The organism is Bradyrhizobium sp. LMTR 3, assembly GCF_001693485.1.
Taxonomy (GTDB): domain Bacteria; phylum Pseudomonadota; class Alphaproteobacteria; order Rhizobiales; family Xanthobacteraceae; genus Bradyrhizobium.
The window spans coordinates 43,212-59,491 of sequence record NZ_MAXC01000046.1 but is presented as its reverse complement, the minus strand read 5'-3'; the positions used below and the strand labels follow the sequence as shown (position 1 = coordinate 59,491).

15 protein-coding genes are annotated in these 16,280 nt (G+C 61.9%); 7 read left to right on the top strand and 8 right to left on the bottom strand.

Going from position 1 to position 16,280, the window contains the following annotated elements:
* The first annotated feature begins 45 nt into the window (after positions 1 to 45).
* Positions 46 to 1,191, top strand: a complete 1,146-nt coding sequence (locus LMTR3_RS26435; protein WP_065747932.1) for an alpha-hydroxy acid oxidase — start codon at positions 46 to 48, stop codon at positions 1,189 to 1,191.
* A 41-nt stretch (positions 1,192 to 1,232) separates the two neighbouring features.
* Complete coding sequence (locus LMTR3_RS26430; RefSeq protein ID WP_065747931.1) at positions 1,233 to 2,300, top strand: threonine aldolase family protein; 1,068 nt, start codon at positions 1,233 to 1,235, stop codon at positions 2,298 to 2,300.
* Between the two features lie 25 nt (positions 2,301 to 2,325).
* Here LMTR3_RS26430 and LMTR3_RS26425 read toward each other — a convergent pair whose 3' ends face one another.
* Positions 2,326 to 3,894: a glycoside hydrolase family 17 protein gene (locus LMTR3_RS26425; RefSeq protein ID WP_065747930.1), complete on the bottom strand. Its 1,569-nt coding sequence runs from the start codon at positions 3,892 to 3,894 to the stop codon at positions 2,326 to 2,328.
* A gap of 232 nt (positions 3,895 to 4,126) precedes the next feature.
* On the opposite strand from LMTR3_RS26425, the gene LMTR3_RS26420 reads away from it, so the two are divergent.
* Positions 4,127 to 5,605, top strand: a complete 1,479-nt coding sequence (locus tag LMTR3_RS26420) for a GH1 family beta-glucosidase (protein ID WP_065747929.1) — start codon at positions 4,127 to 4,129, stop codon at positions 5,603 to 5,605.
* Between the two features lie 11 nt (positions 5,606 to 5,616).
* Here the strand turns inward: LMTR3_RS26420 and LMTR3_RS26415 are convergent, their stop codons facing one another.
* The 4 genes from LMTR3_RS26415 to grxD are packed head-to-tail and all read right to left on the bottom strand — an operon-like array spanning position 5,617 to position 9,117.
* Complete coding sequence (locus LMTR3_RS26415; protein ID WP_065747928.1) at positions 5,617 to 6,921, bottom strand: serine hydrolase domain-containing protein; 1,305 nt, start codon at positions 6,919 to 6,921, stop codon at positions 5,617 to 5,619.
* Entirely contained in the window at positions 6,902 to 8,185 is a 1,284-nt protein-coding gene (locus tag LMTR3_RS26410; protein ID WP_065747927.1) for a serine hydrolase domain-containing protein, read from the bottom strand. Before LMTR3_RS26410 ends, LMTR3_RS26415 begins: the two co-directional genes overlap by 20 nt.
* Before the next feature lie 42 nt (positions 8,186 to 8,227).
* The gene (locus LMTR3_RS26405) at positions 8,228 to 8,782 is read right to left on the bottom strand and encodes an O-acetyl-ADP-ribose deacetylase (protein WP_065747926.1); all 555 of its coding nucleotides are present in this window, start codon (positions 8,780 to 8,782) and stop codon (positions 8,228 to 8,230) included.
* Positions 8,779 to 9,117 (bottom strand): Grx4 family monothiol glutaredoxin, encoded by a 339-nt coding sequence (gene grxD / locus LMTR3_RS26400; RefSeq protein ID WP_057843761.1) that lies wholly within the window; start codon positions 9,115 to 9,117, stop codon positions 8,779 to 8,781. The genes LMTR3_RS26405 and grxD overlap by 4 nt, the downstream gene beginning before the upstream one ends.
* 309 nt (positions 9,118 to 9,426) lie before the next feature.
* Here grxD and egtB point away from each other — a divergent pair, with 309 nt between their 5' ends.
* Together egtB and egtD are read left to right on the top strand one after the other, a co-directional pair.
* Positions 9,427 to 10,677 (top strand): ergothioneine biosynthesis protein EgtB, encoded by a 1,251-nt coding sequence (gene egtB, locus LMTR3_RS26395; protein WP_065747925.1) that lies wholly within the window; start codon positions 9,427 to 9,429, stop codon positions 10,675 to 10,677.
* Positions 10,678 to 10,725: 48 nt separating this feature from the next.
* Complete coding sequence (egtD, locus tag LMTR3_RS26390) at positions 10,726 to 11,697, top strand: L-histidine N(alpha)-methyltransferase (protein WP_065747924.1); 972 nt, start codon at positions 10,726 to 10,728, stop codon at positions 11,695 to 11,697.
* A 932-nt stretch (positions 11,698 to 12,629) separates the two neighbouring features.
* Here egtD and LMTR3_RS26380 read toward each other — a convergent pair.
* Together LMTR3_RS26380 and LMTR3_RS26375 are read right to left on the bottom strand one after the other, a co-directional pair.
* Positions 12,630 to 13,808 carry a low temperature requirement protein A gene (locus LMTR3_RS26380; RefSeq protein WP_065747922.1) on the bottom strand — a complete coding sequence of 393 codons (1,179 nt, stop codon included), beginning with the start codon at positions 13,806 to 13,808 and terminating at the stop codon, positions 12,630 to 12,632.
* A gap of 24 nt (positions 13,809 to 13,832) precedes the next feature.
* The gene (locus LMTR3_RS26375; protein WP_065728623.1) at positions 13,833 to 14,087 is read right to left on the bottom strand and encodes a BolA family protein; all 255 of its coding nucleotides are present in this window, start codon (positions 14,085 to 14,087) and stop codon (positions 13,833 to 13,835) included.
* Positions 14,088 to 14,272: 185 nt separating this feature from the next.
* On the opposite strand from LMTR3_RS26375, the gene LMTR3_RS26370 reads away from it, so the two are divergent.
* Positions 14,273 to 14,632: a DUF427 domain-containing protein gene (locus LMTR3_RS26370; RefSeq protein ID WP_065747921.1), complete on the top strand. Its 360-nt coding sequence runs from the start codon at positions 14,273 to 14,275 to the stop codon at positions 14,630 to 14,632.
* A 60-nt stretch (positions 14,633 to 14,692) separates the two neighbouring features.
* Here LMTR3_RS26370 and LMTR3_RS26365 read toward each other — a convergent pair whose 3' ends face one another.
* Positions 14,693 to 14,866, bottom strand: a complete 174-nt coding sequence (locus tag LMTR3_RS26365; protein ID WP_065732717.1) for a DUF1328 domain-containing protein — start codon at positions 14,864 to 14,866, stop codon at positions 14,693 to 14,695.
* A gap of 187 nt (positions 14,867 to 15,053) precedes the next feature.
* Here LMTR3_RS26365 and LMTR3_RS26360 point away from each other — a divergent pair, with 187 nt between their 5' ends.
* Positions 15,054 to 16,238 (top strand): acyltransferase family protein, encoded by a 1,185-nt coding sequence (locus LMTR3_RS26360; RefSeq protein WP_065747920.1) that lies wholly within the window; start codon positions 15,054 to 15,056, stop codon positions 16,236 to 16,238.
* Positions 16,239 to 16,280: the final 42 nt, after the last annotated feature.

The window sequence follows — 16,280 nt, the reverse complement described above, 5'->3', positions numbered from 1 at the left end:
CTCAACGCCGAGCCTCGCTGCGGGCTTGAACCAAGCGGGATCAACATGCGTTTGCGCGACTGCCACAACTTCCATGATTTCCGCAGGCTGGCCCGGCGACGGCTGCCCGGCCCTATCTTCGATTACATCGATGGCGCGGCTGACGACGAGGTGACCCATCGCCGGAACACCGCAAGTTTCGAGCGCTGTGACCTGGTACCCAACGTCCTGCGCGGCGTCGAGAACATCGATATGTCGGTAACGGTCCTGGGCCAGAAGCTCGCGATGCCGATCTATTGCTCTCCGACCGCCCTGCAACGCCTGTTCCACCATGCCGGCGAACGCGCCGTCGCCGCCGCTGCGGCGAAGTACGGCACGATGTTCGGCGTATCCTCGCTCGGCACGGTAAGCCTCGAGGAACTGCGCAAGGCGCACGACACGCCGCAAGTCTATCAATTCTATTATCACCGGGATCGCGGCCTGAACCGTGCGATGATGCAACGCGCGAAAGAAGCCGGAGTCCAGGTGATGATGCTCACCGTCGACAGCATCACGGGCGGCAACCGTGAGCGCGACAAGCGCACCGGCTTTTCGATTCCGTTTCGGCTGACACTTGCCGGGATGTACCAGTTCGGGATCAAGCCGGCCTGGGGCATCAATTATCTCACGCATGAGCGGTTTAAGCTTCCGCAACTGGACCAGCACGTCGACATGGGCAGCGGCGCGCTGTCGATCTCCAAATATTTCACCGAGATGCTGGACCCCTCGATGAATTGGGACGATGTGGGTGAAATGGTCCGGCTGTGGAACGGGCAATTCTGCCTGAAGGGCGTCATGTCGGTGGCGGACGCCCGGCGCGCCGTCGAGATCGGTTGCACCGGCATCGTGCTGTCCAATCATGGCGGCCGGCAATTGGACGGTTCGCGCGCGCCATTCGATCAATTGGCCGAAATCGTGGACGCGGTCGGCGATCGAATTGACGTAATCATGGACGGCGGAATTCAGCGGGGCACCCATGTCTTGAAGGCGTTGTCGCTTGGAGCCAAGGCTGTAGGCGTTGGACGCTATTATCTCTATCCTCTCGCCGCGGCCGGCCAGGCCGGCGTCGAGCGGGCGCTCGACCTGATGCGGTCGGAACTCGAGCGGGGAATGAAGCTGATGGGATGCACTGCGATCAATCAGCTCTCTCGCGAAAATCTGCGGTTCAGATAATTTCTGTCCCGCCACCAAGTCAAAAGAGACGAGAAACTGCCATGCACTACACCCCTGCCCCGCGCGATCCCAAGGCCGATCCCATCCGCATCAACCTGTTGTCCGACACCCAGACGCGACCGACGCCCGCGATGCGCGAGGCGATGGCGCGGGCGGAAGTCGGCGACGAGCAGATCGGCGACGATCCGACGGTGAATTTACTTTGCGAGCGCGTGGCGGACCTGCTCGGCAAGGAAGCTGCCGTGTTCATGCCGTCGGGCACCATGTGCAACGTCTCGGCCACCCTCGCCCATTGCCGGCCGGGCGATGAAATTCTTGCCCATGCCACCGCGCATGTCATCGCCCGCGAAGGCGGCGCGCATGCAGCGCTCGGCGGCTTCCAGATCACACCGTTGCCGGGCGAAGACGGGCAATTCACCCCCGAAACGTTCCGCGCCGCGCTGCACCCGCGTTCGCGCTACCAGCCGCCGCAGACCGTCGTCAGCGTCGAGCAAACCGCCAATATCGGCGGCGGGACGATCTGGAAGAAAGCGGCGCTGGATGAAATCGTCGAGATCGCCAAGGCGCATGGGCTGATCACCCATATGGATGGCGCGAGGCTGTTGAACGCTTGCGTCGCCACGAAAATATCGGCGCGCGACATGGCCGCGGGGTGGGATTCAGCCTGGATCGATTTCTCCAAGGGCCTCGGCGCGCCGATCGGCGGCGTGATTGCGGGCTCGCGCACCTTCATCGACGACGTCTGGCGCTGGAAGCAGCGCCTCGGCGGCTCGATGCGGCAGGCCGGCATTTGTGCCGCGGCCTGCGTCTACGCGCTCGACCATCACGTCGACCGCCTCGCCGACGATCACGCCAATGCGCGTGCGCTGGCGCGGGGGCTGTCGCAGATCGACGGCATCGAGGTGCAAGAGCCTGAGACCAACCTGGTGTTCTTCAAGCCTGACAGAGCCGGCATCGCCGGCGACAAAATGGTCGAAGCCTTGCGCAAGCGCGGCGTGCTGCTCGCGATGATGGACGGCCGCATTCGCGCCTGCACGCATCTCGACGTCAGCGCTGCGATGATCGAGGAGACGGTCGGGCTGGTGCGCGAGATCGTACGCGGCGCGTGAGAGGCGTCAGCCGGAGGCCGTAAACTCAGGCAACGGCCGATGTGCGCGCCCGCCACAGCGCGCTGCCGAGCAGCAGATACACCGCGCCCGTCCACATGGCCTGCCAGTTCTGGAAGCCTTCGTTGAGGACGATATAGATCGCCGCCAAAGCGAAGAGTCCGGCAAACACGGCCTCAGAGAGCGGCCGCTCGCCGGATTTCGAACCGTTGAGAAACGCCAATGTCCAGAACGGCACCACGGCCATGGTCAGGGCCGCGAACGGAAAATCGCGCCAGCGCGCGTCGAATATCAGGCTGAGCGCGGTCTGCGCCGCGATGAGTGTCGTCACGATCAGGGTCACGCCCAGTATGTTGCTCATGAACAATGGGGTCAGGCCCTTGCGCGGCCCCAACACTTCAAGAAACGCCGGAAGCTCCCGCCCCGACATCAGCGCGTAGGTGGCCAGCAGCGGCGCTGTCACTGCCGCCGTCAGCAGAAACCCCTGAACCAGCCAACCGCCGAGCCCGTAGCTTTCCTGGAGCATCTTGTCGATGCCGATGCCCAGCAATATCCCGCCAGCGGTCGCGGATGCGGCGACCGCGGCCCACGATGCCACCGACGTCAACGGCGGCGGCAGCGCCGGCTGGCGCTTCCACGTGAACCCGGCGACTGCGAAGACACAGAAGCAAAGAAGCAGCCCGCCTGCCATCTGCAGCTTCCAGAACGGGTAATTGCTGATGGCCACGCCCGCCGGATATTTCAGCTTGCGTTCGGCCCCGTCGAACAGTCCCCAATAGCCCCCCACCGTTCCTTCCCAGCGGCGCTTCCATGGCTCGTCGTAGGCCTCGAACAAATTGACGCGGAAGTTATCGCGCCGTGCCCGTTCTAGAATCTCGGAAATGAAACGTGCCTGGTTGACGCGGGAAGCCAGCGCGCCATCGCGCATCCGCCCGTGGCTTGGCCAACCGGTTTCGCCGATCAAAATCTCCTTGCCGGGAAAGGCGGCCGTCACTTGCTTGCGTATCTCATCTACATGCGCGGCCGCATCCTCGGCGCGCGGGGGAACGTCCTCCCAATAGGGCAGGAAATGGGCGGTAACGAAATCGACATCGGCGCCTACCTCGCGGTAGCGCAGCCAGAATTCCCAGACATCGGCATAGGTCACCGGAATGTCCACGCGCGGCTTGACCGACTGGATCGTTTGGCGAAGGTCGCCGACCGTCATGTCGCCGCGCAGCAGCACTTCGCTGCCGACGATGAGCGCTGCGACCGTGCCGGGATGATCTTTGACCAACGAGACCGCAATGTCGGCGAGTTGCGCGTTCTTCGCGCGATCACGCCCGATCCACACGCCGAGCAGAACCTTCAATCCGACCCTGGACGCAAGCTCGGGCACCTTGTCCAGCCCGTTGTCGATGGAATAGGTGCGAATGCATTTGGAGACCTTGGCAAGCTCCTTCAGATCCTCCGCGATCTGCTCCGGCTTGACGATGAGCGTCGGATCGTGCGGCGTCTGATCGTTGCGGAACGGCGCGTAGGAAACGCATTCCAGCTTCGATGCATCATCGATCGGCGCGCGCGTCAGCGCTACCGGCGTGGCCAGCCACCACCACACCGCGACAACGATGCCGAGTGATAGAAATAAAAGCGCCAGCGGCGTGCGAAAGCCGATTGGTCCTGCTCCCCTGATAGGACGAATAGATGAGCCTGTTTAGCCTTGCGCGGCAGGCATGTCGACCCGCTGGTCCCGCCATGTGTACAATTGCGCGAGAGTACGGAAGCGGCGATATTGAGCCCTTCAAGAGTGAACTTTGTTTGCGCAAAATTGATCGCGCCTGACGAGTGAAATGATGGCATTATTTTCCCGGCGACAATTTGGCAGACTTGCAGGCTGGTCGGCGTTTGGCATGTCGATGCTGTCAGCCAAGTCCGGTACGGCGCAATCGGATCAGGCGACCGGAACACAGAACCAACGACCCTCGTCGAATTTTCCGAGCGGCTTTCTGTGGGGCACGGCGACCTCGGCCTATCAGGTCGAGGGCGCGGTCAGCGAAGACGGCCGCGGGCCGTCGATCTGGGACCGCTTTGCCCACACGCCCGGCACCATCTCCGATCGCGGCAATGGCGACACCGCGACCGACCATTATCGTCTCTACAAGCAAGACATCCAGATCATGAAGTCGCTGGGCGCAAAAGCCTATCGATTCTCGATCGCATGGCCGCGCGTCTTCCCGGATGGGACCGGACCGGCAAATCCAAAGGGCCTCGATTTCTATCACCGCCTTGTCGACGAATTGTTGGCCAACGGCATCGAGCCGTTTGCGACGCTGTATCATTGGGACCTGCCGCAAGCGCTGCAGGATCGCTTCGGCGGCTGGACTTCGCGCGACACCTCGAAGGCATTCGCGGACTACGCCGCCCATGTCACTGCCCGCTTGAGTGATCGCGTGAGGCATTTCTTCACGATCAACGAATGCTCCAGGCTCGTTCATCTCGGCCACGGCCTCGGCGCCGACGCGCCCGGCCTCAAACTGCCTCAGTCAGGATTGAACCAGGTCCGTCACCACGTTGCGCTGGGACATGGTCTCGCGGTTCAGGCCATCCGCGCCCATGGGCGCGCCGGAACGAAGGTCGGTCCGGCAGAGAATGCGGTGAGCTGCATCCCCGCCATCGAAACATCAGCCAACATCCGCGCCGCCGAGATGGCGACGCGCGAACTCAACGCGGGCTATCTGACCGTGATGCTCGAGGGAAAATACACCGACGCCTATCTGGCGCGGTCCGGCCAGGACGCGCCGAAATTCACCGCCGATGATCTGCGCGTCATTTCATCCCCGATCGATTTCGTCGGGCTGAACGTCTATACGCCCGACCATTATGTCGTTGCCGCCAACAACGAGCGCGGCTTCACGCTGGCGCCGTTTCCCGCCTCGTTTCCGCACATGAAAGCGAGCTGGCTCAGGCCCGGCCCCGAAGCCATCTACTGGGTGCCGCGTCATGTCGCAAAACTGTGGAACGTGAAGTCGATCTATATCACCGAGAACGGAACGTCAGGGAGCGACCAGCCGGCGCCGGACGGGACCATCTACGACGTCGACCGCATCATGTATCTGCGCAATTATCTCACGCAGTTGCAGCGCGCGACATCCGAGGGCGTGCCCGTGCTCGGATACTTCCTGTGGAGCCTGATGGACAATTTCGAATGGTCTGATGGCTATGAGCAGCGCTTCGGCATCTACCACGTCGACTTCGAGACCAAGCGCCGTACGCCCAAGCTGAGCGCGTCGTTCTATCGCGAGACGATCGCGAAAAACGCCGTGGCGTGATCAGGCGATTGTCAATCCTTGCGCAGGCCCTTGCCTAGCGCCTCATACATGATCGTCTTCAGTGCCAGTTGAATTCGCCCGCCCTGCGTCGGAGCCTGCACCATGAAGACAACGAGCAAGTCGTCCTGTGGATCGACAAAATAGAAACTTCCGCCTGCGCCATCCCACCGGTATTCGCCGAGCGGCCATGTCGTGTTTGGCGGTGGCGAGGTGCGCACGGCAAAGCCAAGACCGAAGCCGCTGGATGGTCCCGGAAAATAGAAGGGATCGTGAATGACCTTGGTCTCCGGCCCGATCTGATCCGAGGTCATCAGCGCGACGGTCTCAGGCTTGAGATAGCGCTTGCCGTCCAGCTCGCCGCCATTCAGCAGCATTTGCAGAAATCGCGCGTAGTCCCCGGCCGTCGAGACCAGGCCTGCCCCGCCGGATTCCCAGCGCCGCGGCTCTGTCGGATCCTTGATTCCGGCCACCCGAAAGCGATCGACGGGAAATGGCTGGGCGATGCGCGGCCACTTCGCTTTATCTGCGACATAGTATTCGGTCTCGGACATGCCGAGCGGATCGAACAGTCTCTGCTTCTCGAATTGAAACAGCGTCTGCCCCGACACCACCTCGACGACACGGCCGAGCACGTCTGTCGAATGGCTGTAGTTCCAACGCGTTGCCGGCTGATCGGCGAGCGGCAGTGTCGCGATGCGGTCAGCGAATTCGGCGTTGTCGAAGTCGCCGGCGTATAATCGCGGATTGGCGTAGAGTTTCTGCACCGCGGTTTCGCCGAAGAAACCGTAGGTGATACCCGACGTGTGCCGGAGCAGATCCCTGATCGTGATTGGGCGCTTCAGCGGCTCGAGCTTGAGCGGGTACTGCCCTGCTTCATCGGAAAGATCGACACCGACTTTCGCATCCGCAAAGGCACGAATGTATTTGGACACGGGATCGTCGAGGGCCAGCTTGCCGTCGTCGACCAGCATCATCGCGGCGACCGAGGTGACGGCCTTCGACATCGAATAGATCTGGAAAATGGTATCCGGCGTCATCGGCTGGCTGGACGCAGGGTCCCGCACGCCGAAACATTCAAGATCGACCAGCTTGCCATGCTGCTGGATCAGCAGGACTGCCCCGGGAATCTTGCCGGTCGCGACCTCGTTGCGGACGTAGTCGCCTATCCGGTCAAGGGCCGCTCGCGAGAAAGTTGGCGCGCCCAGCGCCTTCGGCTCGCCACGGAGCTCATGCGGCGAGCCGCCGAGAACAAGCAGGGCGAGCGCCGCCGCAACAAGGCGACGCCCGATCGCGCCATCACTTCTCCAGTGCTTCATAAACCAACTGCTTCAGCGTCCGCTGGATGCGCTGGCGTTCCGTCGGCGTCTGCTCGAGCAGCACGAAGAACATGTCCTGCTTGCGGTCGACCACGAAATAGCAGCCGCTGGCGCCATCCCATTTCAATTCGCCCAATGAACCCGGCGGCGGCGGCTTGGCATTGCCTGGATCGGTGCGCACCGCGAGGCCGAGGCCCATTCCGAAGCCGTCCCCGGGGAAATAGAAATAGTCCCGCTCGACCCCAGACCCGGGGCCGACATAGTCGGACGTCATCAGCTTGAACGTTTCGGGCTTCAGATAGGTCTTGCCCTCGAACGTGCCGCCATTGAGCAGCATCTGCGTAAAGCGGCGGTAGTCCGCCATGGTCGAGTACATGCCGCCGCTGGCGAACTCGATCTTCTTGACATTGGTCGGGTTGGTGTCGCGGCCGACACGAAAGTTGCTGTCGTTCGGTACCGGCAGCGCCATCCGCTTCTGCTTCTCCGGATCGGTGATGTAGAAGCCGGTGTCGACCATGCCAAGCGGATCGAGCAGCCTTTCGCGCATGATCGTGAACAGGGATTTTCCCGACGCGACTTCCATCACGCGCGCCAGCACATCGGTGGAATGGCCGTATTGCCAGAGCGCGCCCGGCTGATTGTGCAGCGGCAGTTTGGCGATCCGCTCGGCGAACCCGGCCAGATCGAAATCTCCGTCATAGATATTGGCGGCCGCATAGGCCTTGCGGACCAGGGTGTCGCCGTAGAAGCCGTAGGTGATCCCTGACGTATGCACCATCAGGTCGCGGACGGTCATCGGCCGGATCGTCGGCACCAGTTCGAGCGTCTTGGTGCCATCCTCGGCCTTCTTCTCGACACCGACCTTCACATTCGCGAAGGACGGAATGTACTTTGAGACGGGATCGTCGAGCTTGATCGTGCCGTCCTCGACCAATTGCATGGCCACGACCGACGTGATCGCTTTCGTCATCGAGAACAGGCGGAAGATGGTCTTGTCGGTGATTGGCTTCTTGGACTCCACGTCCTGAACGCCGAAGGTTTCATGATAGACCGGCTTACCGTGCTGCTGGATCAGGACGTTCGCACCCGCGATCTTGCCGGTCGCCACCTCATTCCCAAAGAACTCGGTAATCTTCGCAAGCTTTTCCTTGTTGAAGCGCGCGCCGGCGGGAATGTCGAACGTGCCTTCGGCGCGGACCTGCGGCGTAACCGCCATCATCACCGCGCCGCAGGCAAGCGCGCGCAGCATTTGACGCAAGTTCATTGGAACCCCCTCCAGAATTCGGAGAGGAGTGTAGCTGCGGCGTCAGTCCGCGCAAGGGCTGCCAAAGGCTGCCAGCGCCTCTTCATGCAACCGGGCGCTGTCGCGGGAGAAGCAGCAGAAGATGACCCTTGTCACGGCAGGCGCCGCGGCCAGTCCATCGACGACGGTTGCGACTGCGATGCCCGCCGCACGGTCGGCAGGGAAGCGATAGACGCCCGTAGAGATCGCGGGAAATGCCAGAGAGGAGAGCGCATTGGCCTGGCAGAGCTCGAGGGATCGCCGATAGCAGGAAGCGAGCAGCCCGTCCTCTCCATCATTGCCGCCGTGCCAAACCGGCCCGACGGCGTGGATCACATGCCTGGCCGGCAACCGGTATCCTAGGGTGATTTTGGCGTCGCCGGTCGCGCAGCCGTTTAGCGTTTGGCACTCGCGCTTCAGTTCTGGCCCTGCCGCCCGATGGATCGCACCATCGACGCCGCCCCCGCCAAGCAGCGACGAATTCGCCGCGTTGACGATGGCGTCAACGCGCAACGTGGTGATGTCGGCAACAATGACTTCCAGCCGCGCCTGGCCGACCTGGCGCGCCAGCCCGCTCAGGCGGAAGCCGCCGCGTTGACGGTGACGCCCTTGTCGACGAAGAGCTGCTGCAATTCACCGGCCTGGAACATCTCGCGGATGATGTCGCAGCCGCCGACGAATTCGCCCTTGACGTAGAGCTGCGGGATGGTCGGCCAGTTCGAATATTCCTTGATGCCGTTGCGAAGCTCGGCGGATTCCAGGACGTTCAGCCCCTTGTAGCCGACCCCGACGTGGTCGAGGATCTGGACCACTTGGCCAGAGAAACCGCACTGCGGAAACTGCGGCGTGCCCTTCATGAACAGCACGACGTCGTTCGACTTCACTTCGTTGTCGATGAATTGTTCGATGCTCATATTTGCTTCCTTTTGGGGCTCAGCCCTGCGGCGTCGCGTAACGGGCCGGCTCGTCCATGTAACCCGGATACTTGCCATATATGTAGCCCAAACCGTTGTGCATCCAAAGTAAAATGGCGAAGAGCTGGCATGCGCGGGGCCGGCTCGGGGCGCCCGGGCGACCGCAGCCCATAGTCTGACGGCATCAATATCATAGTGGCCGAAGGCTTTTTTCCCGGAACGGAGCCCCTATTTAGGACGGACTGCCCGCCGGGAACCAGTTTCCTGGCCTAACGTTCTCTACGTTCTCTCCAGCGACCGGAGACACCTGTGACGAAACCAGTATCCGCCGCCGCGTTTGCGACCCCTGCCCCGTCACTTTTCTCGGATTCCGGCGCCCTCGCCCAGAATTTGGTGGAGGCCTATCTGGCCGTCCGCGGCGAGACCGAGCGCCGGGCCGCTCCGTTGAGCCCCGAGGACCAGCTCATCCAGTCGATGCCGGACGCCAGCCCGGCCAAATGGCATCGCGCCCATACCACCTGGTTCTTCGAGCAATTCCTGCTCGGCGAGCATTGCGATGGTTACCAGCCCTTCCACCCTGATTATGCGTTTCTATTCAATTCCTATTATGTCAGCGCCGGACCGCGGCACGCCCGTCACCAGCGCGGCCATCTGACCCGCCCGAGCGCCGACGAGGTCACCGCCTATCGCCGGCATGTCGATGCCGCCGTGGTCAAATTCTTCCAGACCGCCGGCGAAGAGCGCCTCACAAAACTGGTCCCGCTGGTCGAGGTCGGCCTCAATCACGAGCAGCAGCATCAGGAATTGATGCTGACCGACATCCTGCACGCCTTTGCCCAGAACCCGATCCCGCCGGCCTACGATCCGGAGTGGCGCCTCCCGGCATCACACCGTTCGGCGGAGGAATGGACCACCCTCAACGAGGGCATCCACACGGTAGGCCACGCCGACGACAGCTTTCATTTCGACAATGAAAAGCCCGCGCACCGCGCCCTGGTCGGCCCGGTCAGGCTGGCCCGCAACCTCGTGACCAATGCGGAATGGCTCGCCTTCATGCAGGACGGCGGCTACGGCACGGCCACGCTGTGGCTGATGGATGGCTTTGCCACGGCGACTGGCGAGGGCTGGCAGGCCCCCGGCCACTGGCGCCAGGTCGACGGCGAGTGGCGGATCATGACGCTCGGCGGGCTGCAGCCGATCGACCCGGCCGCTCCGGTCTGCCACGTCAGCTATTACGAGGCGGACGCGTTTGCACGCTGGGCCGGCCGCCATCTGCCGACCGAAATGGAATGGGAGGTCGCCGCCCGTGCCGGCCAGCTCAACGATGCCTTCGGCATCGTCTGGCAGTGGACCCGCAGCTCCTACTCCCCCTACCCCGGCTACCGCGCCATCGAGGGGGCGCTCGGGGAATACAACGGCAAGTTCATGGTCAATCAGCTCGTGCTGCGCGGCTCCTCGCTTGCAACTCCGGCCGGCCACAGCCGTATCACCTACCGTAACTTCTTCTATCCCTTCCACCGCTGGCAATTCACGGGGTTACGCCTCGCCGATTACGCCTGACATTTTCGATCATCGAAGCGCGCCGGAAAGCGCGTTCAGGAGAATATCATGAATGTGCATGCCGCCGCTTTGGCCCAAACGCACCTATTCGACGAACAGACCTCCGCCTTTGCCGGCGACGTGATCGGCGACCTCTCGCAGTTCCCCAAGCGGCTGTCGCCGAAATATTTTTACGACGCCACGGGCTCCGAGTTGTTCGAGCAGATCACGGTGCTGGCGGAATACTACCCGACCCGCACCGAGCTCGGCATCCTGCGCAGCCGCGGCGATGAAATCGCCGCACTCATTCCGAAAGGTGCGGCCCTGGTCGAATTCGGCGCCGGCGCGACCACCAAGGTCCGCCTGCTGTTGGAGCGCTGCGATTTTTCCGCCTATGTCCCGGTCGACATATCAGGCGATTTCCTGAACGCGCAGGCCGGCGGCTTGCGCAAGGATTTTCCCGATCTCGGCGTTTATCCGGTTGCCGCCGATTTCACCGCGCCGTTCGAGCTGCCGGCCGAAATCGCTGACCAGCCCAAGGTCGGCTTCTTTCCGGGATCGACGCTTGGCAATTTCGAGCCGCACGAGGCGCGCGCCTTCCTGCGCAGCGCACGCGACATTCTGGGCAAAGGCGCACAGATGATCATCGGCGTCGACCTCGAGAAGAACGAGCGGGTGCTTTACGACGCCTATAATGATGCCGCCGGCGTCACCGCACGGTTCAATCTCAACGTTCTGGTTCGGATCAACCGCGAGCTCGGCGGCAATTTCGACGTCTCCGCCTTCATGCACCGCTCGGTCTATAATCGCGAGCGCCATCGCATCGAGATGCACTTGATTTCCAAGAAGGCGCAGAACGTGCGCATCCTGGGACGGAATTTCTCATTCCGTCCCGGCGAGAGCATCCACACCGAGTCGAGCTACAAATACAGCCTCGACCGCTTCACCACCTTGGTGCGCGACTCGGGTTGGTCGGTACGGGAATCCTGGAACGATCGCGACCAGATGTTCTCCGTTCACGCGCTGGTGGCGTCGGACTGAGGGTTCGCGTCAAGAAAACGAGTCAAAACAAGAATCAAGAGCCCGGTTCTGATTCAATCAGAACCGAAAGGGTTCTAGCCGCGGGCTGTGCAGCTCACGTCTTGCAGACGGACCGCCTGCGGTCCGGTCGCGGCCTGCGTGTCGGCGCAATGCGGGGGGCGACAGATATCCAATCATCGGACAATCGGTCTGCACCCAACAGCCACGCGTGAATGATCCGCCATTTGTCCTGTCCGCGAGACTGGAAATCCAGTAGCGGAGATCCTGCGTCCTGCAGTTCGTGAAAGAACTTCAACGAGTCTTTTCCAGTCGGTCCGTCCGGTTCGACCGCCTGCGTCAAGATCCAGCGGTCCCACTCTTGAATAATCCGTACTCTTGCTTCGCTCTGTTTCATAGGCGCGTATTTCCAGCCACGGCACCCCCGTGGGCACTGAGTGATCGCGCTGGTCAAGGTTTGATGGAAAGGTGCTTACGCCGCCGCGCGTCCCCACACCTTGTCCGGGCTCAGTATAACCAAACTTCTTAACAAGTATTCATCTTTATCGACCCGCCCGCAAAAGGGTCCATCTGCGCTGTCGTTTCCCCTTCGAAATGTCCAATTTTTGACGCGGACTCAGCCCAGCCTCCGCGGCAGCATGGCTTGGGGTGAGTTCGTGCCAGGGGATATCAGTTATGGGCAACGCATTTCCAGCGTCCAGCAACCACAGGCAACGTTCGGCATCTTCTTCTGTTCACAGTGATACGGACACGGGCTGGGACGAGGGAGCAGACACCGAGCGGCTGGCGCTTCGCGAGGAAAATGCGAGGCTCCGGGCTCTCGTCGTTCAACTGTCAGACCTCGTTCTCAGAAATGTCGCGGATCGGCACAACTCGCCGCAACTGGTGCCGATGAGGCGGCCCAGGCTGGATTAGCCCAGGCTGGATTAAAGGTACTACTCTGCCGGGTCGGATCGCAGCGAGACCGTTTCCCACACCGCGACCGCGATCATGATCGCGGTGGTCAGGATCGACAGCATCAACGGCGACAACTCGCTTGCGAACCAGGCGAGCGCGCAAAGCGCGATGATGCCCGCCCCGTGGGAGAGTTGAAGGAAGCCGCGAAAGCTGAGCTTGAACAGGATGGTCCCGAACAGAAACAGCAAGGGGCCGCCGATCGCGCTCGTTACCGTCTTGAGATCGGAATGTCCGGCGGGGTGTTTCAGCACCAGTTCGTCCGCCACCGCCGCGACGATGATGCCGGCCACGATCGGCAGGTGCAGATAGGTGTAGGCCAGCCGTGCCAACCTTCCCGGCTCGCTCGATTTTGAAAGCTGCTCGGAGCCGGCCTCGGCGCCGATGTGGAAATAGATCCACCACATCGCAATGCTGCCAACCAAGGCCGAGACGAACGCCAGAACGTTTTCGGTGGTCCAGGCGAGTTCGGCAAAAGTCGCGCCGATGACGACGATGGATTCGCCGAGCGCGAGGATGATGAACAGCCCGCAGCGCTCGGCCATGTGGCCGCCTTCGATCATCCAGTCCGCGACCGAGGATGCGCCATAGCGGGGAATCCAGAACCGTACCGCCGGCGAGATATATTCGATGACGAGCGCAATGGCCCACAGCATCAACCGCGTCTGCCCTTCCGCTATCCCTCCGGCGATCCAGAAGGCGGCCGACACCGAAAACCAGGCGGCGATCCGGACGGCATTCATGCGTGTCCGCGGCCGCGACGGCGGCGTCGACAACCACAGAAATATCGTCTTGCTGACCTGCATCGCCGCATAGGCAATGGCAAACCACAAGCCGCGCTCGTCGAATGCCTTTGGGATGGATGTCGATAGCACCAGCCCGCCCAGCATCATCGCGAACAGCAGCAGCCGGACCGGCGTCTTTTCAGGATTGAGCCAGTTGGTGATCCAGGTAGTGAAGACCCATACCCACCAGACCGCGAGAAACAGCAGCGTGACCTGCAACGCGCCCAGCGGCGTAAAATGAGCCAACAGCGTGTGCGAAATTTGCGTGACCGCAAAGACGAAGACGAGGTCGAAGAACAGCTCCGCGTAGGTGACGCGGCTATGCTGGTGCGGCACGATCCGGCGAAACAGCGCGCCGTGTGCGTTGTCTGTCATCGATGCCCAGCCGCCAGTCGGGGACTAGCTGTCCGGCACCCCGGGTCCGCCAGGTACCCCGGTCTGCAGCGCCAGCGCATGCAGCAAGCCGCCCATCTGCCCCTTGAGCGACTGGTAGACGATCTGGTGCTGCTGCACGCGCGACTTGCCGCGGAACGACTCCGAGATCACGGTCGCGGCGTAGTGGTCGCCATCGCCTGCGAGATCGCGGATCGTCACCTCGGCATCGGGGATAGCTGCCTTGATCATCGACTCGATATCGTGGGCATCCATCGGCATTCCAGCATGTCTCCGTCAGGTGTTTCGAATCACGGCCGGCTCGCGCGACCGTGACGGCCAAACCTAGCGCGTACGCTCTTCTAGGTCACGCCTGGCGGCACTATATTCCGGGCCGAAGCGTTTGACACCGCGAGATCGCGTCGCGCCCGATCATTTCGGGCTGACCTAAAAAGAGGCTCAAAATCATGAAATTGCCCGGTCCCGACCATCCGATCACGATTACGGCAAACCCCAAGCGCGTCCGGGTTTCGGTGGGCGGCGTGGTCATCGCCGATACCACCCACGCGCTTACCCTGAGGGAAGCCAGCTATCCGGCGGTGCAATATGTGCCGCGCGAGGACGCCAATATGGCGTTATTGTCCCGCACCGAGCGGACCACGCACTGCCCTTACAAGGGGGACGCGAACTATTTCAGCATCAACGCCAACGGCAAGAGCCTCGAAAATTCGATCTGGACCTACGAGACGCCCTTCCCGGCCATGGCCGAGATCGCCGGCCATCTGGCGTTCTATCCGGACAAGGTGACGATCGAGGAAGTGGCGTAGTCAGAGGCGATATCATTCCGGGGCGATGCGAAAGCATCGAACCCGGAATGACGGCGGGAGCTAAGCCCTGAATATCGTCAGCCCGAGGATCAGGAGCACCAGGAAGATCACGACGAAGACATAGAACAGGAAGCGGGCGATGTCGGCGGAGGCTTCCGAAATGCCGGTGAAGCCGAGGATGCCGGCGACGATCGACACCAGAAAGAAGATCAGCGCCCATTTGAGAATTGTCATTGCGTGCTCCGCGACCTCTGTGGCCATGCTTAATCGGTGGCCCATTCGCCAAGCCTAACGGCGAGTTACACCGCCGGTTCCGAAGCAGCCTGACGCGGATGGACGGCTCGTCAGCGTTCGATTTGGCCTTGCTGAATCGGGTTCCCGGCTGCAACATTTGATCACACAGCCTGGCTGGGAGGCGCGCATGACATCGATTTCCACCGTGGGGCATGCCGACGTGGGCGCCGTGCCCCAAGTCAAATCGCGAAACCTTTCGCTTGATCGCGCCCGCACCTTCCTGACGCTGGTGGTGCTGCTCCACCATGCCGTCATCCCCTATACCTATTTCGGTCATACCGATCCGAAGTACTTCTTCGGCTTCGACATGATCGTGCTCGCCACTGACAGTTTCTTCATGGCGATGTTCTTTTTCCTGTCGGGACTGTTCGCCTGGTCTGGTATCGCCCGGAAGGGACCGCTGAGCTATTTGGCAGATCGCCTGCTTCGGCTTGGCTTACCCTTCGTGATCTGCGCCTTCACGGTCATTCCGCTCGCCTATTACGCCATCTCCCTGCGGCACAATCCCGAGATCGGCTTTTCGGAATACTGGTGGAATATGATCACGAAGGGCCCGTGGCCGAGCGGGCCGATCTGGTTCCTTTGGGTCCTGCTCAGTTTCGATGTGGCGGCCTGCATCCTGTATCGGCTGTCACCCAACCTGCTCGATCCGATCAACCGCCTCTCGTTGCACGGCCGCCGCCGGCCCGCAGTGTTCTTCGCGGTCATGCTTGGCGTCACCGCTGCATTCTACATTCCCGGGCTGGTTCACTACGGACATAGCAGTTGGTTCGAGTTCGGGCCGTTCTCGGTCCAGCACGGGCGCGTGATGCTCTATGCGAGCTACTTCTTTTTCGGTGCCGGCATTGGCGTTGCGCAAATGGATCGCGGGCTGCTCGCTGCAGACGGCCGGATGGCCAAGGTCAGTTGGGACTGGATGGTGCTGGCGATCGTTCCGTATTGCCTCTTGTGGGTGCTGATCTTCATCAAGCGCGAAATATTGGGCAACCCGTCGCCGTTGCCGGACTGGTACGAAGCGCTCTATGCCATCTGCTTCACTGTCTTCAGCGTAGCCATCATGTTTCTGATCCTGGCCTTTTTCCAGAGGTTCAGGCAATCAGGCTCAGCCAGGCTACTCGATCCGATGCAGGCGGACGCCTACGGCATGTTCCTGGTGCACTACCCGATCGCACTGTGGCTGCAATACTGGCTGTTCGACTACGACCTGCCAGCGATCGTCAAGGTCACGATCGGGTTCGTACTGACAGTCGCGGCGAGCTGGGCGCTGACGCGAGCGTTGCGGCAGATCCCGGGCGCGACGAGGGTGCTGTGAGGAATCCTAGCGGCCTCACATCGTCATTGCGAGCGCAGCGAA